The sequence below is a fragment of the Ferruginibacter lapsinanis genome (assembly GCF_020783315.1).
Classification (GTDB): domain Bacteria; phylum Bacteroidota; class Bacteroidia; order Chitinophagales; family Chitinophagaceae; genus Ferruginibacter; species Ferruginibacter lapsinanis.
Genome location: NZ_CP086063.1, coordinates 2,913,679 through 2,936,908, shown reverse-complemented (window position 1 = coordinate 2,936,908; position 23,230 = coordinate 2,913,679). Strand labels below are relative to the sequence as shown.

23 protein-coding genes and 1 pseudogene are annotated in these 23,230 nt (G+C 36.4%); 15 read left to right on the top strand and 9 right to left on the bottom strand.

Features of this window, described 5'->3' with window-relative positions:
* Window positions 1-79 precede the first annotated feature (79 nt).
* The 8 genes from lpxK to LK994_RS12325 all read left to right on the top strand — a co-directional run bounded on the left by lpxK (window position 80) and on the right by LK994_RS12325 (window position 6,130).
* The gene (gene lpxK / locus LK994_RS12360; RefSeq protein WP_229760396.1) at window positions 80-1,132 is read left to right on the top strand and encodes a tetraacyldisaccharide 4'-kinase; all 1,053 of its coding nucleotides are present in this window, start codon (window positions 80-82) and stop codon (window positions 1,130-1,132) included.
* 53 nt (window positions 1,133-1,185) lie between these two features.
* Window positions 1,186-1,761, top strand: coding sequence for an RNA polymerase sigma factor (locus LK994_RS12355; protein ID WP_229760395.1), 576 nt, complete (start codon window positions 1,186-1,188; stop codon window positions 1,759-1,761).
* Window positions 1,762-1,791: 30 nt separating this feature from the next.
* The gene (locus LK994_RS12350) at window positions 1,792-2,091 is read left to right on the top strand and encodes a hypothetical protein (RefSeq protein ID WP_229760394.1); all 300 of its coding nucleotides are present in this window, start codon (window positions 1,792-1,794) and stop codon (window positions 2,089-2,091) included.
* Window positions 2,092-2,097: 6 nt separating this feature from the next.
* Window positions 2,098-2,598, top strand: coding sequence for a Spy/CpxP family protein refolding chaperone (locus LK994_RS12345; protein WP_229760393.1), 501 nt, complete (start codon window positions 2,098-2,100; stop codon window positions 2,596-2,598).
* A 76-nt stretch (window positions 2,599-2,674) separates the two neighbouring features.
* Window positions 2,675-3,715 (top strand): YHYH protein, encoded by a 1,041-nt coding sequence (locus LK994_RS12340; RefSeq protein WP_229760392.1) that lies wholly within the window; start codon window positions 2,675-2,677, stop codon window positions 3,713-3,715.
* Between the two features lie 38 nt (window positions 3,716-3,753).
* Window positions 3,754-4,362, top strand: coding sequence for a toxin-antitoxin system YwqK family antitoxin (locus LK994_RS12335; protein ID WP_229760391.1), 609 nt, complete (start codon window positions 3,754-3,756; stop codon window positions 4,360-4,362).
* Complete coding sequence (locus LK994_RS12330; RefSeq protein ID WP_229760390.1) at window positions 4,340-4,987, top strand: SCO family protein; 648 nt, start codon at window positions 4,340-4,342, stop codon at window positions 4,985-4,987. Before LK994_RS12335 ends, LK994_RS12330 begins: the two co-directional genes overlap by 23 nt.
* Before the next feature lie 78 nt (window positions 4,988-5,065).
* Complete coding sequence (locus LK994_RS12325) at window positions 5,066-6,130, top strand: cytochrome-c peroxidase (protein ID WP_229760389.1); 1,065 nt, start codon at window positions 5,066-5,068, stop codon at window positions 6,128-6,130.
* Window positions 6,131-6,143: 13 nt separating this feature from the next.
* On the opposite strand, the gene LK994_RS12320 is transcribed toward LK994_RS12325, so the two are convergent.
* Window positions 6,144-7,472 carry a DEAD/DEAH box helicase gene (locus LK994_RS12320; protein WP_229760388.1) on the bottom strand — a complete coding sequence of 443 codons (1,329 nt, stop codon included), beginning with the start codon at window positions 7,470-7,472 and terminating at the stop codon, window positions 6,144-6,146.
* A gap of 320 nt (window positions 7,473-7,792) precedes the next feature.
* Between LK994_RS12320 and LK994_RS14555 the strand changes: the two genes are divergently transcribed.
* Both LK994_RS14555 and LK994_RS12315 read left to right on the top strand, forming a co-directional pair.
* Window positions 7,793-7,927, top strand: a complete 135-nt coding sequence (locus LK994_RS14555) for a hypothetical protein (RefSeq protein WP_262907828.1) — start codon at window positions 7,793-7,795, stop codon at window positions 7,925-7,927.
* 124 nt (window positions 7,928-8,051) lie between these two features.
* Entirely contained in the window at window positions 8,052-8,561 is a 510-nt protein-coding gene (locus LK994_RS12315; protein ID WP_229760387.1) for a hypothetical protein, read from the top strand.
* 387 nt (window positions 8,562-8,948) lie between these two features.
* Here the strand turns inward: LK994_RS12315 and LK994_RS12310 are convergent, their stop codons facing one another.
* Entirely contained in the window at window positions 8,949-10,217 is a 1,269-nt protein-coding gene (locus LK994_RS12310; protein ID WP_229760386.1) for a hypothetical protein, read from the bottom strand.
* A 19-nt stretch (window positions 10,218-10,236) separates the two neighbouring features.
* Complete coding sequence (gene gyrA, locus LK994_RS12305) at window positions 10,237-12,894, bottom strand: DNA gyrase subunit A (protein WP_262907827.1); 2,658 nt, start codon at window positions 12,892-12,894, stop codon at window positions 10,237-10,239.
* 339 nt (window positions 12,895-13,233) lie between these two features.
* On the opposite strand from gyrA, the gene LK994_RS12300 reads away from it, so the two are divergent.
* Together LK994_RS12300 and LK994_RS12295 are read left to right on the top strand one after the other, a co-directional pair.
* Window positions 13,234-14,508 (top strand): saccharopine dehydrogenase C-terminal domain-containing protein, encoded by a 1,275-nt coding sequence (locus LK994_RS12300; RefSeq protein ID WP_229760385.1) that lies wholly within the window; start codon window positions 13,234-13,236, stop codon window positions 14,506-14,508.
* Window positions 14,509-14,543: 35 nt separating this feature from the next.
* The gene (locus tag LK994_RS12295; protein WP_229760384.1) at window positions 14,544-15,656 is read left to right on the top strand and encodes a hypothetical protein; all 1,113 of its coding nucleotides are present in this window, start codon (window positions 14,544-14,546) and stop codon (window positions 15,654-15,656) included.
* A 9-nt stretch (window positions 15,657-15,665) separates the two neighbouring features.
* On the opposite strand, the gene LK994_RS12290 is transcribed toward LK994_RS12295, so the two are convergent.
* The gene (locus tag LK994_RS12290; protein WP_229760383.1) at window positions 15,666-16,355 is read right to left on the bottom strand and encodes an SIR2 family NAD-dependent protein deacylase; all 690 of its coding nucleotides are present in this window, start codon (window positions 16,353-16,355) and stop codon (window positions 15,666-15,668) included.
* A 100-nt stretch (window positions 16,356-16,455) separates the two neighbouring features.
* Here LK994_RS12290 and LK994_RS14605 point away from each other — a divergent pair.
* Both LK994_RS14605 and LK994_RS12275 read left to right on the top strand, forming a co-directional pair.
* Window positions 16,456-17,670 (top strand): annotated as a pseudogene (locus LK994_RS14605) (DUF4331 family protein).
* Window positions 17,671-17,818: 148 nt separating this feature from the next.
* On the top strand, window positions 17,819-18,478 hold the full coding sequence (locus LK994_RS12275; protein ID WP_229760380.1) for a HupE/UreJ family protein: 660 nt from the start codon (window positions 17,819-17,821) through the stop codon (window positions 18,476-18,478).
* Here LK994_RS12275 and LK994_RS12270 read toward each other — a convergent pair.
* Together LK994_RS12270 and LK994_RS12265 are read right to left on the bottom strand one after the other, a co-directional pair.
* Complete coding sequence (locus tag LK994_RS12270; protein ID WP_229760379.1) at window positions 18,467-19,759, bottom strand: tetratricopeptide repeat protein; 1,293 nt, start codon at window positions 19,757-19,759, stop codon at window positions 18,467-18,469. The genes LK994_RS12275 and LK994_RS12270 overlap by 12 nt on opposite strands.
* A gap of 48 nt (window positions 19,760-19,807) precedes the next feature.
* Window positions 19,808-20,218 (bottom strand): EVE domain-containing protein, encoded by a 411-nt coding sequence (locus LK994_RS12265; protein WP_229760378.1) that lies wholly within the window; start codon window positions 20,216-20,218, stop codon window positions 19,808-19,810.
* A 249-nt stretch (window positions 20,219-20,467) separates the two neighbouring features.
* On the opposite strand from LK994_RS12265, the gene LK994_RS12260 reads away from it, so the two are divergent.
* Window positions 20,468-21,154 carry a HupE/UreJ family protein gene (locus tag LK994_RS12260; RefSeq protein ID WP_229760377.1) on the top strand — a complete coding sequence of 229 codons (687 nt, stop codon included), beginning with the start codon at window positions 20,468-20,470 and terminating at the stop codon, window positions 21,152-21,154.
* Between the two features lie 53 nt (window positions 21,155-21,207).
* Here LK994_RS12260 and LK994_RS12255 read toward each other — a convergent pair whose 3' ends face one another.
* From LK994_RS12255 to LK994_RS12245, 3 genes are all read right to left on the bottom strand, one after another.
* Entirely contained in the window at window positions 21,208-21,930 is a 723-nt protein-coding gene (locus LK994_RS12255; protein WP_262907826.1) for a (Fe-S)-binding protein, read from the bottom strand.
* An 84-nt stretch (window positions 21,931-22,014) separates the two neighbouring features.
* A complete protein-coding gene (ribH, locus tag LK994_RS12250; RefSeq protein ID WP_229760375.1) occupies window positions 22,015-22,494 on the bottom strand; it encodes a 6,7-dimethyl-8-ribityllumazine synthase in 480 nt (159 codons plus the stop codon).
* 1 nt (window position 22,495) lies between these two features.
* Window positions 22,496-23,200 (bottom strand): tetratricopeptide repeat protein, encoded by a 705-nt coding sequence (locus LK994_RS12245; protein WP_229760374.1) that lies wholly within the window; start codon window positions 23,198-23,200, stop codon window positions 22,496-22,498.
* Window positions 23,201-23,230 lie beyond the last annotated feature (30 nt).

The following is a 23,230-nucleotide window of genomic DNA, read 5'->3' as shown; positions in this document are numbered from 1 at the left end:
TAATTAAAATGCAGTTGGAATAATTAATGGTTTATGTTTTTAATTCGTGTAATTCGTAAAAATTCGTGTAATAAAAAATATGCTTAAAAGCTTTAGATATTTATTCTTGCCATTTTCTTTTCTATATGGCGGTATAGTCTGGATCAGGAATTGGTTGTTTGATAAGAATTATCTTAAATCTGCCGCTATCAATTTTCCTGTAATATGCGTGGGGAATTTAGCTGTAGGCGGTACCGGTAAAACACCAATGGTTGAATATCTTATACGCATCTTAAAAAATCAATACAAAATTGCTACACTTAGCAGAGGATACAAGAGAAAAACAAAAGGCTATGGCCTTGCAGATGAAAACACTACCGCATTAGAGATAGGTGACGAACCAATGCAATTTCATCAAAAATTTCCCGGGGTGGCTGTGGCCGTAGGAGAGGAGCGGTTGGTTGCTATTCCAAATATTTTGCACGACAAGCCTGATACACAAGTGATCATTTTAGATGATGCGTTTCAACACAGGGTGGTAAGAGCCGGGTTGAATATTTTACTGACAGATTATAATAATTTATACACCAGAGATTTTCCATTACCGGCAGGTGATCTGAGAGATATTAAAAAAAGTGCTATCAGAGCTGATATTATTGTAGTTACAAAATGCAAACACAAACTGAGTGAGGATGAAAGTGAAATGATCAAAAAGGAATTGGCGCCGGCTGATCACCAAAAGGTTTTCTTTACAGAAATAATGTACGCTAATCCTTATCATTTATTTAGTAAAAAAGAGATTGAGATCACTAATGATACTGCTGTTCTATTGGTTTGTGGTATAGCCAATCCTAAGCCCTTGAAAAGTTATCTCACCACGCATGTGCATACATATGATATGCTGCATTATGCAGATCATCATATTTTTAAAATTGATGACCTGGAAGATATTCAGAAACAGTTTGGAAAGGTATCATCAGATAAAAAAATTATCATCACTACAGAAAAAGATGCGGTTCGGTTATTGAAATTCGAAAATGAATTGAAGGATTTCCCTGTGTATGTGCTACCTATTGAGCATCATTTTATGTTTAATGAGGGAGAACAATTCAATAAAATGATTATAAATTTCATCAGGTCGTTCGATAAATAGAACAATTTTTTCTTTATTACGTTTCTATTCTTGAATATACTTAATCTTCAGATTTGACGGAACATGAGTTAATAGCAGGATTGCGGAATGCAGATGAATCTGCGTTCAGGGAATTAGTACTGCTGTTTCAGGATAAGGTGTTCAATACGTCTCTTGGTTTTCTCCAGCATGAGGCTGATGCAGAAGATATTGCACAGGAAGTTTTCATACAGATCTTTCGTTCCATTCACCAATTTAATGGCTTATCAGGTTTATCTACCTGGATCTATCGTATTACGGTTACCAAGTCTCTTGATCATCTACGCAGTAAAAAAAGAAAAAAAAGAATTGGATATATCCGGCAGCTTTTTGGATTTGACAATGCGCCTCTGCATGAGTTAACCGACTTTAATCATCCGGGTGTACAACTGGATAAAAAAGAAGATGCCGCAATGCTTTTTAAGCTGATTGCTCAATTACCTGAAAATCAGCAAGCCGCATTTATATTAAATAAGGTAGAAGAGTTGAGTTACAGGGAGATTGCAGCGATACTTACTATTTCTGAATCGGCTGTCGACTCACTTTTGCAACGAGCTAAACAAAATCTTCGTAAAATGATAAAAAATAATGGAGCCGACCGAAGGTTTTGATAAAAAATAACATCTAATTAAATGATAGAAATGAAAAGCGCAGACAAAATAATAGAGAGTTTAGATGGGCTAAAAAGAGCCGAAGCTCCTGCATTCTTTTATACAAGACTTTTAGGTAGAATGCAGCATACATCATCATCTGCTCAAAAAAAATATTATCTGGCTGTAAGGCCGGTATTTATAGTGAGTATATTATTACTTGCATTACTGATCAATGTAGCCACACTGATTCATTTTAAAGATTCAGGTGATCGTCGATCAGCTAATACTGCAACAATAGAATCCTTTACAAATGAATATGATTTTAGTGCTCGTTCAATATATCAATAACATTTTATGAATAATATCAATACACGTTGGCTTTCTGCTTTTATCATATTATTGTTGGTGGCCAATACGATAACCTTGTCTTTATTATGGTTGAATAAAAAAGATGAACCGGGAAATTTGCGTCGACAACCTCGTGGACAAGTATTTGAATTTATTACCAGGGAATTAAAACTAAACGAGCAGCAGCAAGAGGCATATAGTAAATTAAGAGATGAACATCAGGCAGGGGTAAGGTCAATAAAGGATAGTATCAGACAGGCTAAAGATGTTTTTTTCTCACTATTGAAAGAGCCGCAAGTGCCTGATTCATTGATAGTGGCAGCTGCCCAAAAAGCCAATGCCGCTGAGCAGCAACTGGATGTATTTACTTTTCGACACTTTCAAAAGGTGAGAGCTATATGTAATGCCGATCAACAAAAAAAGTTTGATAGCATTATACAGGAAGCATTGCATCAGATGGCACCACCACCTCCAATGCATGGAGGTAATCCTCCCCCGGAAAAATAATTTTTAATGCCCCGAAGGTTTCTGTGCAATTGAACGTCTAAAACGGAAATAAATTAATAACACTTAATTCCCCGGAATGAAAAAGCTAAGTTTTTTTCTCATTGTCGTATCTAATGCATTATTTAGTTGTTCTAAAGATGATGCGGTAGTTTCTACAGCAACTGTAAGTGCTATTGCCTGTAGCAGTGTGTCATTTTCCGCTTCTGCCAATGCCGGAGTTGTGTATAGTGCAACAGCCACCGTTCCTTATGCCGGAGGCAACGGAGTAGCATATGGGGCTGGTTCATCAATCAGTTCAACAGGTGTCACAGGTTTAACAGCAACATTGCAAGCAGGTACACTAACCACTGGCACTGGTAATTTGAACTATATTATTTCCGGCACCCCGGCTGCAACCGGTACAGCAAATTTTACAGTTAGCTTTGGAGGACAAAGTTGTAGTATATCCCTGCCTGTTAGTGCAGCTGTTGTATTACCGGCAGTTTACAATAAAATTTACGGAGCTTCCAGTGTTACAACAGATGGTACCTGGGTTATCATTAAATCCACCGGGTTGCCGGATCATAAGAGTGTGTATTATGCTACTTCTAATCCGCTATATGAAAATTTTTCAGGTACTACCTTTGGTGGAAATACATTTGCAAAGAATCCGAATACCATTGCTGCTTTTAATTATACATTTAAGATACCATTACATCCTGTAGCAGCTGCTACACATGCCACTACACCTATGGGGCCAATGGGAGTTGCCATTAACGGAGTTCCTTTATTTAATCAATATGCTGCAGGCGGGGCTGCATTGAGCGGAGAAATCGTAAGTTTTGATCAGGGATATGGACATCCTCAACAACAAGGCGGATATCATTATCACGTTGAGCCTATAAAACTTACTGCAATTAAAGGTGCTGATGCTTTACTAGGGTTTTTATTGGATGGTTTTCCTGTATATGGTCCTATGGAAAATGGATCATTAGCAACCGGACTGGACGTTTATCATGGGCATACCAGCGTTACAGCCGATTATCCTGCGGGTATTTATCATTATCATTTTTCAGCGGCAGCACCCTATCTCAACGGAAATGGTTTCTGGGGTACAGCCGGTACGGTAACTTATTAAGCGTTAAAAAATCAAACAATAAAATTGATCATTCAACCTTGGAGGTTTTTAACAAACGATATTTAGTTATTGCGATCATTTCGATGATTTTTATATCCTGTACCAGTATACAAAATAAAAATATCACGATCAAAATTGCAAAGACAGTAGCACCTATTTATATAGAGAGAACAGATAGCGGTTTTGCTATTCATAATGATACAGTGTATTATCAGAATAAATTATTTACAGGTTATCGATATTCATTATTCAATAATACTGATACCGAGTTTGTGCGTTCATATTTCAATGGGGTAGAGGAAGGAGAGCAGCGGGTATGGTATTCTAATAAACAATTGGCTGAGTATAGGTTCTATATCAATGGTAAAAAGGAAGGAACCCAAAAAGGGTGGTGGCCCGATGGCAGATCAAAATTTATTTACACCGCAGCAAATGATGCATTTGTTGGAGAGTTGAAAGAGTGGAATGCTGCAGGGTTGTTATGTAAGTGGTTTCATTATGTAAACGGGCAGGAAGAAGGTAGTCAAAAAATGTGGTGGGATGACGGCTCGATACGGGCTAATTATGTAATACGTAATGGCAAAAAATACGGTTTACTTGGAATAAAATTATGCAGCAATCCTTATGATTCGATTATTAAGAAATAGTATGTTTATTTTGTTGATAGCAATGACTGCCTGCAAAAACAGGTCGATATTATCAACATTACCATTTATCAATAAACCGGATTTTACACCTGAGTGGATAGACAAAAACAACAGCTCGTACGATAGCATTCATACCATCCCGCCCTTTGCATTTATAAACCAAAATGGAGAGACTGTAACTGAAAAAACTGTTGCAGGAAAAATATATGTAGCGAATTTTATTTTTACACGTTGCGGTGGTATTTGTCCTAAAATGACTGATAACATGAGCATCTTACAACAAAAATTTAAAGATGATCCTGCTGTTATATTTCTTTCTCATTCTGTAACACCTGATATGGATAGTGTACCTGTATTAAAAAAATATGCAGCAGATAAAGGAATAATATCAGGGAAATGGCATTTATTAACCGGAGATAAAAATCAAATTTATGCTCTGGCAAAAAAGCAATATTATGCCGGAGATACAATAGGATATTATCAAACAGGTAATCAATTCCTGCATACAGAAAATTTTATCTTATTGGATAAACATCGTAGAATAAGGGGTGTGTACAATGGGACTTTAGCGCTAGAAATGGATAGATTGGCAGATGATATCTATACTTTAAAACAAGAAGAATAACATTCATAACCCTCATTGGTTAAACTATATTTTTAAATTGAAGTCTACCGATGTATTCCCATTAATAATATACTACATATGAAAAAAATAATTGCCATACTCTCACTTATCGTAATAGTGGTTGTTTTTCAGTTCTGCTCTAAAAATGATGCAGGAGTTGTAAGTCCGGTTACAGTTCCATCTTTGCCTGTAACTGCCTTTAACTACCTTGTTGGCTACCCGGCACATATTCAAACAGCCTTATTGGCTAATGATAATACACCAGTAGATAATCCCATTACGAATGACGGAGCTACATTGGGCAGAGTACTGTTTTACGATAAGATTCTCAGTAAAAATAATAGTATAAGTTGTGGCAGTTGTCATAAACAGGATTTGTCTTTTGATGATGAAACTCAATTCAGTAAAGGATTTGATGGAGGGTTAACAACAAGGAATTCTATGTCTTTATTGAATCTTCGATTCTATAAAAATGGTAAAATGTTTTGGGATGAAAGAGCTGCAACGCTTGAAAAACAGGCGCTTCAACCCATACAAAATCATGATGAAATGGGACTTACATTGGCTGAGTTGGAATCAAAAGTAAAAGCACAAACATATTATCCTTCGTTATTTCAAAAAGCTTTTGGTACAGCAGATATCGATTCCGTTCGTATTGCCAAAGCCCTGGCTCAGTTTGAACGCAGTATTGTAACGTACCAATCTAAATATGATCAGGTGAAACAAGGTACAGCAACTTTTACAACACTGGAAGATCAGGGTGAGCAATTGTTTTTAACAGCAGTAGGACCAGGCGGAGGAGGCAATACTTGTGCAACCTGCCATACGCCACCGATGTTTCTGAAAAGTAATGTCCCCGGATTCTCAATCACTGATATAGGAGATACAGTTGGTATAAATGGAGTGAATAAATTCAAATCTGGATCTTTAAGAAACATAGGTACTCGGACAAAACTGTTTCATGATGGAAGCGTTACTAATCTAAGTGCAATGCTTACTGCTGGAGCTCCCGGTAGTGGTACCATACCCATCAAAGCACATTCTGTAGCTCCGGGAGATGTACAAAAATTGCTGGCTTTTCTAAATACACTCACAGATAATACAATTACAACTGAAGAGAAATTTTCAAATCCTTTTAAATAAAAGAAAGAGAATTTTATTTCGCTACGGCGATCTTAACTTTTTTATTCTTTATCTTTTCGTCTTTGATGAGTTCAAGTGTTTCGCCAACCTTTAACTTACGTATGGCTACAAACGAAAAAAAGTCTTTTACTTCGATCAAACCAATATCTTCTTTCTTTAGTAATCCTTTATTGGTTAAGAAACCAACGATATCAATTTTATTGACCTTGTCTTTTTTACCAGCAGCTATAAAGAGGGTACTCCATTTAGGTTTTTCAGGTAATTCCAGTCTTTCTGGCAAAATAAATTCTTCATGTTCGGTAATATATGCAGGCAGTTTTTCTTCTTCAGATAAGATCAACACAGCTTTGCCACCGGCTTCCATACGTGCAGTACGACCATTTCTGTGCGTATACACATCTTCCGTAGCAGGTATATGATAGTGAATAATATATTTGATATCAGGAATGTCCAAACCACGGGATGCCAGATCGGTAGTAACCAGTACATTAGAAGTGCCGTTTTTGAATTTACACATAGCACTTTCACGTTCCTGTTGTTCCATGCCTCCATGATAAAAAACATTTACTATGCCTTTATCTTTCAACAACTGGCTGGTACGTTCTACAGATTCTCTATGGTTGCAAAATACAATGGTAGATTTATTGCCGATGGAACAGATCAATCTGAAAAGGGTTTCGGCTTTGTCTTTATCCGGCGACATTACTGTTCTTACCAGTAGCTCATCCACTTCAGGTTTTTCGATCAAAGATGAAAAGGTCAGTCTTACAGGATCAGTAACACCAATAAAATCCGGAATACCAACTGCCTGTGTGGCTGAGGTAAGGATCCTTTTTTTGATATTTGGCAAAGAACCGATAATAAATGACATTTCTTCCTGGAACCCCAGTTCCATGGTTTTATCAAATTCATCAAGCACCAAAGTGGTAATATCTGTTACAGAAAAATTATTACGACGAATATGGTCGGCAACACGGCCGGCGGTGCCAATAATGACTGCCGGAGATTGTACCAGGTTATTTTCCTCAATTTCTCTTTTATGGCCGCCATAGCAGCAGGTGACTTTGTAGCCGGTGCCCATCTTACGAAATACTTCGTCGATCTGTATGGCTAATTCTCTGGAAGGAACTAAAATAAGAGCCTGTACATTTTTAATGTCTCGGCTTAAGCCATGAACAACGGGTAATAAAAATCCCAGGGTTTTTCCAGAACCAGTAGAGGATAATATAATTACCGAATCATTTTCTTCTACAGCTTTTAACGAAGCGATCTGCATTTCGTTTAAAGCTTCAATTTTTAAATTGGAAAGAATTTTTTCGGTGGGTGTGTTTGTGTTATGCATTTGTGCAAAAGTAAGTTATAAATTATAAAGCAAGCCTTGACTATAAGTAGTCAAGGCTAAATGATTGGTTATCATAGTTATTGGATGAGTTATGGCATTTCAAAGGTATAATGTTTTCTTATAATTAATATTATGTTAAACAGGCACACAATCCAATGCTACGCTGCATTGTAGTACATTTTATTTTTTTTGCCCCTGCCACTTCTTAGCGAATGGATTATGGAGGAATTAATCAGTATGTTTGTAATAACTAGATAAGGGTCCTAATCTTAGAAGTCTATTAACTCGAAACCAAATTATGAAAAAAGGAAAAAGTTAAAATGAATACGCTGAAGTCTAATCTGATGCGTAGTTCGTATGGCTGGACCAAAAAAAGCTCGCCTATTGGCGAGCAAATTCCTGCAGATTCTGCAGTTGATTTATCTAGTGTTAAAAATCTATCTGCTATTTTATAGCATTTAGATTATTAGGGCAAGTATCTAAGGCTTGCCCTATTTTACAAATGTAAATCAATTTTAAAGCTAAAACAAGGTGTTTTTACGCTTTAACAATACAGTAAATGCTTAAACTAACTTCAAAATGGATAATAAAGACGCTATTAAATGTCTAACTGAAATTAAAGAAAAGTTAAGAACGGATAATTACTTTGATTATATAATAACATCTCAAGCACAAGAATACCTTTCAAATATATTTGGAAGAGAATCGCATATTTATAAAAGGTTTACAAGTGAGCTTTCTTCGGTTGCATATGCCTCAGATAAAAACATATTAAGTAACAGAGATGTTGCAATTTCATTTCAAAGGAAATTTCCTGCTATTATAGATACCGCTATTGAAACTATAAATAATTTTGGGGTACCTCAGAATGATACACCAATTATTAGATTTATAAAAAACAATCCTAATTGGTCGTGGAGTTTATTAACAAGTTTAATAGTATTTACTTCTATTGGCTCATTTTGGGTAGGTCACTATATCAACAAAATAGATAGCAATAAAATCGAGAATGAAAATTCAAGACTTAGTATAGAAAACGCAACCTTAAGGGAAGAAAACAGAATTTACAAACTTAATTATGCTCCTTAAAGTAAGATACTATATGACCTATGACCGCTCCAATAAGCATACATAACGCAGTATAAAATCCAAAAATCAAAGCTGCAACCATTTTTAAAGTATATTTTTAGTATAACCTACGGTTATACAGTTATTAAATACAGTCAAATTTTTCAAATTTGTAAAATGGGCTCCGCAGCTAAAAAAAATAAAACGTCCTACACGCAGTAGCCACCGCTTCCCATCTCTCATTGCTAACCTGAGTAACATAATATAGAGTTATACAAATTTTGTGTTTTTCTAATGTGCCTACGGCGTTTAGTGCCGTTATGTTGCGATTTTTTTGCTGAAAACAAAAATGGCAAAAAAATCGCAACATAACGGCAATGGTAACACGAAAATTCGTATAACTAACTTTTATGTTAAATAGTATATTAAGCAAATGATAATCTTACCTATGATCAGCCCAATTAGACTAAGCTGTTTCAACTTGGCTTTATATCGCCTTACCTTATCGGGCATTTTTAATGCAGTAAAATTTGCGATCAATAATTGTGTTGCTTCTATTTGGAAACAGGTTTCTGCTTTTGGAGATCTATCTGCCACCTCTTGCAAATATTTATTAGAAAGTATCAATGAAGCGGAAATATTTCCTTTTCGATTTTGGAAATCGACAGCCTGATTGATATAAAACTTACCGAACAACAATTTTCCTTCCACAGATCTTGGGTTCTTCTTAACAAAGCTCGTCAGTTCCTTGTATAGCAATTCCTTTAATTTATTCTGTTCTGTTTCATCCTGGAACGATGCTTTGCTTGGCGCAGCATCCATAAATGCAAACTGATACAGATCTTTTAGGTATGATAATCTGTACTCCTGCTTCGTAAAACCCCCGTTAAATAGTTTTTGATAAGTTTTTACAAGTGAAGTAGCATTTCCAAGACTTCTATACCAATCAATATAATTGAGTAAATAATAATCCGATGTTGGGTATGCTTTTTCGGTTATAACTGAGTACTGATCCAGTGAGGTTTCATCACCTTTTTGCCGAAAATAATATAAAAGCCACTGGAAAATAGTTTCAAATTTTGGCTCATTTAGTCCCAAATTTGCTATTTTTTTAGAAAAAAACACCGATTCTTCCTCTTTTTCGGCATAAATGGCCGATTTAGCGGAGTAATATAAATTGGTTGTATCGGGTCCGGATGGCCAGAAGCCTAAATCGTTAAATACCTCTCTGACATTGGCTGCTTTCTTAAAAGATACCAAAGCTTGTTCATAATCAGCTTTATTCTGTTTTTCTGTGCCGGCATTAAAAAAAGCCACACCATTATCGGTGTAGCTTTTGTAAATATATAAGGCAGTTGAATCTCCTTTTAATAGATCTGGTTGTAAAAAGTATACCTTTTTTAAAGCGATAAAAACCTCTCCATTAGCATCAGCCGTCAAATCTCTATACCTGATATTATCATTTAATGCCCGGTAAATTTTGGCTTTTAATAACCATCCTGCAGCGATTGCCGGACTATCAACTACAAATTCATCAATCAATTGCTTTACCCTGGGCAGGTCATTCTCTTTGTACACTACCCGGACAGAATCTAACGTTTGAGCCTCAACTCTGCCAATTAATAAGATAAAAAGTAATAAAAGTTTAATTATTATTTTATTACAAATAAACCTCATTAATTAATTGATTATGAGTTTATTTTATAGGTTCAGAATCTGTGGATTCTTCTCCATTTTCAGTAGTTTCAGTTCCCTCAACAGCATCTGTTGATTGTATTTCTGTCGCTCCGTCTTCAGTAAGAACTGCATCGGCAACTTCAGTTTCTTCCTCCATTTCTGCCAACTGTGTAATTGCTGCTATTTCATCTCCTTCATCCAATCTTATCAGTTTAACCCCCTGCGTTGCTCTTCCTTGCGGACGAATACTTACCACACTCATTCTGATGGTTACACCGCTTACGCAAGTGATCATCAGATCTTCTGTTTCACTTACAGCTAATAGACCAACCAGTTTGCCTGTTTTTTCTGTTACGTTCATAGTACGAACCCCTTTACCGCCCCTGTTGGTAATCCTGTACACTTCTTCGCCATCTTCATCGATCAGTGGTGTTCGTTTACCAAATCCTTTTTCACTTACTACCATAATGGTTTTAGATTTATCATCTCTGCTTACGCAAACCATTCCAACCACTTCATCTTTGGTATCATCTACCTCAATACCATACACGCCTATACCGCCACGGCCGGTACTACGTACTTTTTCTTCAGGGAAACGGATGGCACGGCCACTTTTAACTGCCATCATAATTTCAGAATTACCGTCAGTCAATTTGGCTTCCAGTAATTGATCTCCTTCCTGAATATTAATAGCATTGATACCATTCTGACGAGGACGACTGAAATCTTCCAGATCAGTTTTCTTAATGATACCTTGTTTGGTACATAGAACGATATAATGACTGTTTACATAATCCTTATCATCAAAATTCTTCACATCAATGATCGCTCTTACTTTATCATCCTGCGGAATCTGGATCATATTTTGCAAAGCTCTGCCCTTACTGGTTTTATCTCCTTCAGGGATTTTGTATACCTGTAGCCAGAAACATCTTCCTTTTTCTGTAAAGAATAATAAGGTGTGATGAGTAGACGCTACAAACAGGTGTTCGATAAAATCTTCCTGTCTGGTACTGCTGCCTTTTGCACCACGTCCGCCTCTGCGTTGCTGACGGTATTCAGTAGCCGAAGTACGTTTGATGTAACCCAAATGAGAAATGGTTACCACCACATCCTCTTCCTCAATTAAATCAAGCATACCAATTTCATCGTCGGCATAGGTGATCTCAGATTTACGGCTATCGCCGAATTTGGCTTTTACTTCCGCTAATTCATCTTTTATGATCTGGTAACGCAAACCTTCGTTTGCCAAGATCTCTTTCAATCTTTCGATCAACCTCATTATTTCTGCATGTTCTTCACGGATCTTATCAATTTCCATTCCGGTCAAACGTTGTAAACGTAGTTCCAACACAGCTTTTGCCTGTATCTCACTCATACCGAAATTGGTCATCAAGCCATCCTGAGCAATATTTGGCGTAGCTGATTCACGGATCAGTTTGATCACCGCATCCAGGTTATCCAACGCAATGATATAGCCTTCTAAAATATGTGCTCTCTCCTGTGCTTTACGTAACTCGTACTGTGTACGACGTACCACTACTTCATGTCTGAATTCAATAAATTCAGCGATCAGGTCTTTTAAGTTTAAGATCTTTGGACGACCTTTTACCAAGGCAACATTATTGATACCATAAGAGGTTTGCAATTCAGTCAGTTTGAATAACTGATTAATGATCACCTGGGCAACACCGTCTTTTTTAAGTTCAACAACTATACGTGTACCTTCTTTATTATTACTTTCATTGTTTACATCAGATACGCCTTCGATCGCTTTATCATTGATCAAGTCACCGATCTTTTGTGTCAACTGATCCCTGTTTACCTGGTAAGGGACTTCAGTGATAACGATCTTTTCTTTTCCTTTGGCATCTGTTTCTATATTGGTTTTACCACGTACCACTACTCTGCCTCGTCCGGTATGAAATGCCTGACGAATACCTTCAAAACCATATATAACACCACCTGTTGGGAAATCCGGGGCTTTTACATGAGTGATCAGTTCTTCAATGGTGATATCACGATTATCGATATACGCAACGCAACCATCCACTACTTCACTCAAATTATGCGGCATCATATTGGTGGCCATACCTACGGCAATACCACTGGCGCCATTCAATAATAATTGAGGAATTTTTGTAGGCAAAACGGTTGGTTCTTTCAATGAATCATCAAAGTTCAGTTGATAGTCCACAGTTTCTTTTTCCAGATCATCCAGCATTGCTTCCGCAAATTTCTCCATACGTACCTCTGTATAACGCATCGCTGCCGGCATATCTCCATCCTGGCTACCAAAGTTACCCTGTCCGTCAACCATTGTATATCGCATAGCCCAAGGCTGTGCCATACGTACCATTGTATCGTAAATTGAGGCATCTCCATGCGGATGGAATTTACCCATTACCTCCCCTACGATACGGGCACTTTTTTTATACGCTTTATTGCTGGTGTTTCCCAGTTCGTACATCCCAAATAATACCCTTCTGTGTACGGGTTTTAAACCATCTCTTACATCAGGTAAGGCACGTCCTACAATTACACTCATCGAGTAATCGATGTAGGATGTTTTCATTTGTTCTTCAATATTTACAGGGATTATTCTGCCTCTGTTGCTGCTTGCGCCACCGTTATTCAGGGGCAATTCAGCATCGTTTAAATTGTCGTTATTCTCCATAATATTTTAACCGAAATCGTCGGGCTGCGAATGTACCGATTTTTGGCCATTTTTCGGGTATAAATATCAATGATTTTGGCTGTTTTTTCCCACATTTTTCAGGCTTTTTGTGGACAATATTTTGATGCCGGCATTTGTATTCCATTCATCGTCTGCCGCGGCGGATCCTTTCATCTTTTTTACTACTACTTAGCTTTTATTAAAGCGTATTTTTTGATTGAACACAGATTTAACAGATATGAGTTATGATCACTTATTTTGGTCTGTGCAGATCTGTTCAATCTGTGTTATCAGTGTTCTATCAAAAAAAATTATCTTGTGCTATAAATAAACAACAATTTGAAAACCATCCTACTTTTTGGTGCCGGCAAATCAGCTACTGTTTTGATTGATTATTTATTAGAAGAAACGAAAACTAATAAATGGAAATTTATTATTGCCGATGCCAATAAAGAGCAAATTGTAAGCAAAACCAATCATTCTCCTTTTGCTGAAGCCATTGAAATGGATATCACAGACGACGACAAAAGAGAAGCTGTAATTCAAAGGGCTCATGTTGTTATCTCAATGATGCCCCCTGCCCTGCATTATCTGATAGCCAAAGATTGTGTTGAACTAAGAAAACATTTATTAACGGCTTCCTATATTGATAATAAAATAAAAAGCCTGAGTGATGAGATAAGGCACAGAAAACTTTTGTTCTTGTGTGAAATGGGGTTAGATCCGGGGATCGATCATATGAGTGCAATGAAATTGATAGACGGAATAAAAAATGAAGGAGGTGCTATTACTTCGTTCAAAAGTCATTGTGGAGGATTGGTTGCACCAGAAAGTGATGATAACCCCTGGCATTATAAAATAAGCTGGAACCCTCGTAATGTTGTATTGGCTGGAAAATCAGGAGCAAATTACAAGGAGCATAATGCGACATTACATAAATCGTACGAAGGGTTGTTTACACATTGTGAAGAAGTGGTAGTAGATGGATTACCCCCGCTGGTATACTACCCTAACAGAGATTCATTGAGCTATATACCTATCTATAAATTACAATCAGTCCAAACTTTTATAAGAACAACGTTGAGGCATCCGGTCTTTTGTATCGGCTGGGATGCAATTGTACAGGCTGATCTCACCAATGATATGGATGTTATTAATACTAGTGGACTGACTTTTTCTGCATGGTCGGCTGCCATACTACCTTTTGTAAATGATAGCAATAAAACTTTACTTGCATATCTGGGATTGTTTGAAGATGAGCCGGTTCCAACTACTGCAAAAACTTCTGCAGATATTTTGCAATATTTATTAGAATTGAAATTGCCAATGAAATCAGAGGATAAAGACATGGTAGTAATGTTGCATGAAATTATTTATGAATTAAAAGGGAAGTTATATGATGTGAAAAGCAGTTTGGTTGTAGAGGGAGAAGATGGCATACGTACAGCCATGGCTAAAACGGTAGGGTTGCCATTAGGGATAACTGCAAAATTATTATTGAACGGAGATATCAAATTAACGGGCTTGCATATTCCTATCATTAAAGAAATTTACGATCCTGTGCTACATGAATTAAGTAATATGGGTATTTGTTTTACAGAAAAGAGATCATAACAACACTAACCCTTTTATTTACATAATTTCGTTGCATGGCATTTTCAAAAAGCACCAGAATAAATTATATCAATATAGGGTTAATGGCAATAAGCTGTATAGCTGCTTTTATAATGCCCTTCGAAGTATTTTTGTTTGCCTATGCGGTACTTGGCCCACTCCACTATCTTACAGAGATCAGCTGGTTACACGATAGAAAATATTTTACAAGAGGAAAATACAATAATGTTGTTTTATGGATCATAGGAGGATTGATAATACTCAAAAATATAGCGAATCATTTTGGCTTGTACTTACCTTATTTCAGTGATTTCGAATCTAAAATAATTTTTGTAGCACTCACCATTTCGTTACTGATGGTATTTGTACAAAATCCATATATAAAGATCGGAGGATTATTTTTTATTTTATTAGTGTCTAATTTAATATTTAAACCAGATCATAGAGATGGGCTGGCATTCTTAATTGTTGCCCTATTACCTACGTTAATACATGTATTTATCTTCACTGGATTTTTTATGTTGTATGGAGCTTTGAAAGAACGTAGTAAAAGCGGACTCTTATCTGTCGCTATTTTTATTGTATGCCCTATCCTATTGTTTGTCCTGTTTCGAAATGAAATATTTGTTCCGGTTACAAAATATGCACAAGATACTTTCACCAGCGATGGAGGAGGATTCTTTAGAATGATACGTCGTTTTTTACACGAATTATTCGGAGTACAGTTTACTCAAATGAAAGATGCAGCAGGTAATCTTTCATTCAGCAGGAATGGTTCACCGGTATGGGACTTTAATGATTCTGTCAATATCGTATTTCATTCTCAGGCGGGTATATTATTTATGCGGTTCATTGCATTTGCATATACTTATCATTATCTTAACTGGTTTAGTAAAACGGAAATCATTCGTTGGCATGAAGTGCCTAAGACAAGGTTTATGGCCGTAATTATTTTATGGATCGTTTCTTTAGTGCTTTATGCTTATAATTATTCTTTGGGCTACACCTGGCTTTATTTTTTAAGTCTTTGTCATGTATTATTGGAGTTTCCACTAAACGTCGTTTCTATTTCGGGTATTGGAAAAGAATTGATCTCCATTTCAAAAAATGGTTTCAAACTAACACGGGCTGTTGCAACGGAAAAATAATCACAGAGATCAGGAGGAAAGTATTTTTTGTAATTCCTTCACTCCTTCTGTGGCTGGCTTTTCAATCAATGTAAGATTGGGATGATGATGTACAGCAGGTATTTTTCTATCGATAATAAATGTAGGAAGATGTCGTGGGGCATAGTGCAATAAGGAGGCTGCAGGATATACTTGCAGCGATGTACCGACCACAACAAAAATATCACAATCATACATTACTTTAACTGCTTGTTCCATCACAGGTACTTCCTCTTCAAACCATACAATGTGGGGTCTAAGTTGAGCACCGTCCTCGGCCAGATCTCCTAATTGTATATCTCCTCTTATATCATAAATTGTATTTGTATCGTATACGCTCCGCATTTTAAAAATTTCGCCATGCAGATGAATGATCTTTGTTGAACCGGCTCTTTCATGCAGATCATCTATATTTTGTGTAATGATCGTTACATCATAATCTTTTTCTAATTCCGCCAGCCCATAGTGAGCAATATTGGGAGTTGCTGCTGCAACATCTCTCCTTCTTGCATTATAAAAATTCAACACCAGCTCAGGATTTTTGGCCCAGCCTCTTGGTGAAGCAACTTCGTATACATCATGTCCGTTCCATAATCCATCACTATCACGAAAGGTCTTTAAACCACTTTCTGCACTTATGCCGGCACCTGTTAGCACTACGATGTGTTTTTTGTTTGACATTTTTTTTGTTAATGAAATCTAAAATTACTGTTATCTCGTAATTGTCTTTGTTGACTATTATATCGACCTAAAAATTATTTTAAAATTAAAACTAATTACAATGAAACGTAAAAAATTATTGCTGACAAGCTTAGGAGTTGCAGCCCTCATTACAGGTGGAATATTATTTGCTGCAGATCATATAGATTCTCCGTCTGTGACAAATCAGCCCGCTGATATTACTGATCTGTATGTTTTCCGCGGCAGTGATGAAAACAATTTGGTTTTTGTTGCAAATACGCAGGGATTAATGAGTCCTTCTGCAAGTGCCGGTGCCAAATTTGATGAGAATACACTGATCGAATTCAATATTGACAATAATAATGACAATGTTGAAGATCTTGTTATACAGTGCAAATATGATGCGGAAGGTAATGTGATGCAAGTGTATGGGCCTGCAATGCCTGATGGTACAGGCACTCGTAGCAGGTTAATAGGCTCTTCTACACTGAGTGTTAATGTAACTCCTTACGGGGCTTTATCTCCTAGTATTGCCACAAATACCAGGGGAATGAAATTATTTGCAGGTCCAAGAGATGATCCTTTCTTTTTTGATCTCAATCAATTCAAAAAGATTTTAGGGGGAACTGCAACAGGTTTCAATAATCCGGGAACAGATGCTTTTGCAGGAACTAATGTAATGAGCGTTGTAGTAGAAGTTCCTAAATCTTTATTAGGGGCTACCGGCGGTAGCATAAATGTTTGGGTAGAAACAAAGAAAAAAATCTAATTCATCAATCTAAAAAATAATACAATGAAAAATATAAAAATAAAATTATTTGCAATATTGGCTGTGATCAGTCTTACAAATGCTTCTTGCGGAAAAGATAGTATCGAAACCGTGTATTACGAGCAACAGGATCAGATGGCAAGACCGGCTATCAATACTGTTTTTGTAAGTGCAGCCAATAAAGATCAATTTAATACAACTGTTCCTTCAATGATGTCTGCTAATTTTGGCACAGAGTTTTCTTCAAGATTGGCAGCATTAAATCCCGGATATACAACCAATGCTCTAGGTCAAAGTGCTACAGCGCTTACAGGTCTGTTGGTTACAGATGTACTGAATGTATCTACAACAGGGGTTACAACTTTTTTTGATGGAACAAATGTGTTAACCGGAAGGAAATTAAATGATGATGTGATTGATGTAGAATTGTTGTTGTTATTTGGTGGCCCAACAGGAGCAAGCAATGCTACTTTAACCAGCGATCATGTGAATGCTAACGACAAAGCGTTTAGCACAAGCTTTCCATATTTAGCAACTCCCTGGTAAGATTATCTGATCAAGTGGGAAATATAACCGGAGCAACTAATGCTCCGGTTTTTTAATGATGTTTAGTGCTAATAAATTGCGATCAGCAATACTTTTTATTTGCCAATCTTTTTTCTTCTTAATTCCGTACCTATTTTAAACCGAAAAGATGAAATTAAAATTTTCAGCAATACTCGTATTGTCATTTTTATTTAGTCAGCCAATATTTGCTCATGCTATTGTAGGCGAATTGGAAAAGATGAGCCGTACAGACACAGCTGTTTTATACTTGAAATTAGGCTATCAACATATTGTTCCACTTGGAATAGATCATATACTTTTTGTATTGAGTCTTTTTTTGCTGAGTCCCAAACTTAAAACCGTTTTATGGCAGGCAACTGCTTTTACGGTTGCACATTCAGTTACATTAAGCCTGGCAATGTTTAACGTGATTACACCCAACAGCTATATGGTAGAAGCATTAATTGCTATTTCTATAATTTTTGTAGCCGTAGAAAATATATTTGCTCGTAAATTAAAAGCATCACGTATTGCAGTTGTCTTTCTATTTGGTCTGTTGCATGGAATGGGGTTTGCCAATGCTTTAAGCGAACTTGGATTGCCTCAAAATGCTTATCTTATATCATTGGTGATGTTTAATGTTGGGGTTGAGTTGGGTCAGATAAGTGTTATAGTAGCGGCCTTCTTTTTATTTGGAAAATGGTTTGGGAATAAACCTTATTACAGAAAATATTTTGTGATCCCGATGTCTTCAATTATTGCCATAATTGCTTTTTACTGGACAGTAGAACGATTGCTATTGGTTTAATGCCTTTTCTATATCTTTTATTTTATTTATGCCCAGGTCATATCTGTTTTTATATGCTTCTTTATAAAACTCATTTGCATTATATTTCTTACCAAGGCCTGACATTAATTTACCCATCCAATATAGCTCTAGTCCCTCTAATGGTTTTCCGGATATAGATTGCTCATATATTTTATAAGCCTCTACCTTTTTATTATTCATCAATAAGGCATAAGCATACCAGGCATTTGTTTGAGGTGTATTTCGGTTTTTTAATTCGTCAACTGCAATTTGTTCGGCCTTTGCCGGATCATTCAATGTACTTGTATATATGTCGATCAGGTATTTATGATACATATTGCCATACAGGCTGTCGTTTACCTTTGTAATAAATTGATCAGCGTATTTTTTTGCAGATACTATATCTTTTCTGGCTTCGGCTATTTGGATCATTTTTAATAATGGATCAGGGCTCTGGGTTTTTGTTTGCACAAAACGGAATATTTTCTCTGCCAATGTATCATTTCCATCATGCACCAGGGAGAGCCATCCTATTCCCATGAGACTGTGCAGATCAACGGCACTAAGTTTTACCGATTGCATATAGTATGCATTGGCTTTGTTTAATTCGCTGTTATGTAAATATAGATCTGCCAGGTTTGATAGGGCTGCTTGTTCTAGTGTAATATTGGTTCCACTTAACGCTGCAGCTTTTAGCATAGCTTGTATTGCCCCATCCATATTTCCTTTATAATGTTCCCATTTCGCCAATCTGAATTGATAGCCATAATCATTTTCAGCTTTTATAGCTTGAAGGTCCATATAAGCATTGGTATAATTGCCCAATTCAAAATTTATGTCGAATGAAGTAGTGTAGGATTCATACTTTTTTATACCAATTGCTTTTGCCTTTTGAAAGTAGTTATAAGCGTCGTGAAAACGGTGTTGAGTAATATAATGGCTTACCAGTGAGAGATTCGGCGCCGCTTCTTTTTGCTTGAACAGGGTGTCGATATTTAATAAAATGTTGTCGGCGGTTTGCATATCCCTGATATTGCCATATAAATGAAATTTGCCAGCCAGTGCAGAGGCGTATTTCATTTCATTTACTATGCCCGGATTGTTAGGGTCAATTCTATTCTTCCAAAATACCAACTCGGCTGTATTCTGCCGATATTCGGTTGGTTGTTGGTAATTGCTGATAAGGCTATCAATAAAATGAACGTCAACAATTCCTTTTTTATTTGTGTTGCAGGATGAAAAAATGGCAGCAATTGAAATGGTCACAATAATAGGTTTCATGTTATAACATACGGAATACCAAGCCGGTTGGTTCACTGATCTTTGCAATTACTTCTCTCCTGCCAATTCAAGGATAATTTCCCACTCTTCCGGCTTAACAGTTTGTACAGACAGTCTTCCAAGCCTCACCAGATCCATATTGGCCAGCCTTTTGTCTTTTTTGACAGTTTCCAGAGAAACCGGTTTTTTTAATTTTCTTACCGGTTTTAAGTCTACTACTACCCAAGCAGCGTCTTCAGTGGTTGGGTCCTGGTAAAATTCTTTGGCTACTTTAGCTATACCGACGATTTCTACCCCTTCATTGCTATGGTAAAAGAAGACTTCATCCCCTTTTTTCATAGATTTTAGGTTGTTTCTGGCACCATAATTGCGCACTCCATCCCAAAATGTTACCTTATCTTTGCAGAACTGGTCCCAACTGTATTTAAAGGGTTCAGATTTTACTAACCAATAAGACATAAAAAAAGTATTAATTTTATAGCGAAGGTACAAAATAGAGATAAGAGGAATTAAATAAGTTTTATATTGTTAAAACATTGACTAACATATCGCTATAGCGATAGTTACTAACAATTTTTTACAGGATGTTGATAATAAGTTTATTTTTTTCTCGTTAAATATTTTGTTCTTTGCATGCAACGAAAATTTAATTAAACTCTTCTATAGGTATATATAGACTGGTAAAGATAAAAACACCAATTATTCATTATGACACCCACTATTGCTTCTAACAAATTGACTTATGTTGCGAAGGCATTTGGCCTTTTATTATTGTCAGTATTTCTTACTCAAGTATTGTGGTCTAATATATCATTTACAGAATTAGCAAAGGTTTCCAGACCTAATTCCTCATTAGCACTTATGCAATTAGGTGCCAATCATTTTTCTACCCTGTTTCTGGGGCATATGGTTTTTGTGATCAGCCTGTTCCTATTTAACTCCAAATATGAGTTTGTTATCAATCAGTTGTTGGTTTTTTCTCTTGGTTTTACAATCGCTTTATGGCTCAATATGTTCAATGTTGTCAAGCCTTCTAATTACATTATATATTCTCTGGTTCCTTTAACTACTGTATATATAGCCGGAGAAAATTTATTTGCTTATAAATTAAAAAGTTCACGTTTGATCATTGTAGGCGTATGTGGCTTAATACATGGTCTGGCAATGGCTGCCAATTTGAAAGAAACAATTGTGTTACCTAAAAAAATATTTGCAAAATCGCTTTTGATGTACAACATCGGGATAGAATTGGCGATAATCTGTTTTGCAATTCCTGCATTTCTGATCTTAATGAATATTGTTGGAAGCCGGTCTTTTACTAAGCCGTTTTTCAAAATTTCCTCAATCGTTTTGATAATATTTAGTCTCTATTGGGCAATAGTTAGAATGGCTTAGTCTTATACAAGTCTCTCACTAACCACATAAATAAGTTTTCTCTAATTAATTCTCTATAGATTATCATTAGCCAGGACATCGGCTATATGCATTGTTTTGATGGGAATATTTTTCCCTTTAATGTATCCGTCAATATGCATTAAACAACTCAGGTCAGTTGAAATAATGTATTCTGCTCCGGTAGCCAGAGCGTTATTTACTTTTTGATCTGCCATCCCTATTGATATAGCTTCGAATTTGACTGCAAATGTTCCGCCAAATCCACAACAGGTTTCCACATCTTTCATTTCTACTAATTCAAGGCCTTTAACATGACTTAGTAGTTTACGGGGCCCTTCTTTGATCTTACATTCCCTCAATGCTGCACAGCTATCATGGTACGTAGCCTTTCCATTAAGGGTTGCGCCAAAGTTTTCAATTTTCAAAACATCTGTAAGGAACTCTGTAAATTCATAAATGCGGTTGCCCAGGTCTTTTACCTGATTGTGAACAGAAGAGTTTTCGAATAATTTAGCATAGTAATTTCTGACAAATCCAACACAGCTTGCACTTGGAGCCACGATATAATCTGCACCTTCAAAATCTTTCATGAACTTGGTACAAACCTCTCTCGACTCATCCCAAAAACCGGCATTAAAGGCAGGCTGTCCGCAGCAAGTTTGATCAGTATTGTAGTGAACTTCACAACATGCCTTCTCTAATACCTTTACCATGTTAAAGGCTGTTTGCGGATATAGCTGGTCTACGAAACAAGGTATAAATAGTTGAACTTTCATAAGCAATAACTCTTATATCAAATAAGAGATAAATAATTTTATTGTTATACTGTAATGCCAGTAAATGGTCAAGTAACTAAGCTTTTAATTTCCTGAAGCTAAGGCGATCATCTTCAAAGCAGTTACTGCGGCCTCCTCCCCTTTATGCCCATGTTTACCTCCAATTCTTTCATCAATTTGTTGTTGGTTATCCACTGTTAAAACACCAAATATAGTAGGTACAGGAAGCAGAAGATTTAACTGTAAAATGCCATCAGTGACGGCTTTGCATACATAGTCAAAATGGGGTGTATCTCCACGCAATACACATCCTAACGCAATAAATACAGAAGGTTTTTTTGATGCAGTGTCCCAATATTTCTTTATTCCGAATGGAATTTCAAAAGCGCCGGGTACAGTAACTACTTTATAGGTCACTTTATTTTCATCCAGTACTTTTATGCAACCTTCCTGTAGTTTATCAATAGTAACAGCATTCCATTCTGTACGTACAATAACTACAAAGGCATCCTTTGGAAGTTGGATGCCTGTTGTACTATATAAATTATCAGTAGATATCGCCATATTAATTTGTTACGCCTAACCTTGCCAGATATTTATCCATATCACCGGCATGGCTACTTTTTGGGTACTCAGCTTTCAACTTTTGAAAAAATTCTATAGCTTCTTTAGTTTTGCCGATACTTTCTGCAAATAATCCGGCTTTAAATAAAGATTCAGATGTAGTATACTCATCTTTTGAATTTAAAGAAGCGGCTTTAGAATAATATCCCAAAGCATCGTCATTCTTTTTTAATTCTGCAGAAGCATCTCCCAACATTGAGTAAGCAGCTGCCTGAACCTGAGTGGCATTTGTAGAAAATTCTTTTAAGTGTTTGATGGCATTGTTAAAATCCTGACTGTGTAAGTAACAAGCACCAGCTATGAATTCAGCTCTGTTGGCTGCATTTGTACCGCTGAAACTGCTTGCAATTTTCAATACACCATTAATGCCGTTTCCACCATTCAATACTACATTAATGGTGTCTTTATTGAACCCGTTTTGGACCATCTTATCAAAAAGTTGTTCTGCCGGAAAAATTGCATCCGCAGATTTAGCTTCTTTAGGTGCAACAATAAAGTTTTTGTATCCTAACCAACCACCAATCAGTAATATTACTGCACCACCCACATAGATGATAGGTTTGCTGAATCTACTCCAAAAGTCTTTAGCCTTTGCTACTACTTCATTGCTCTCTACAGTGGTTACTGTTTCTTGATTATCTGCCATTTTTATTTTTAATTTATTAGCTATTTGCTG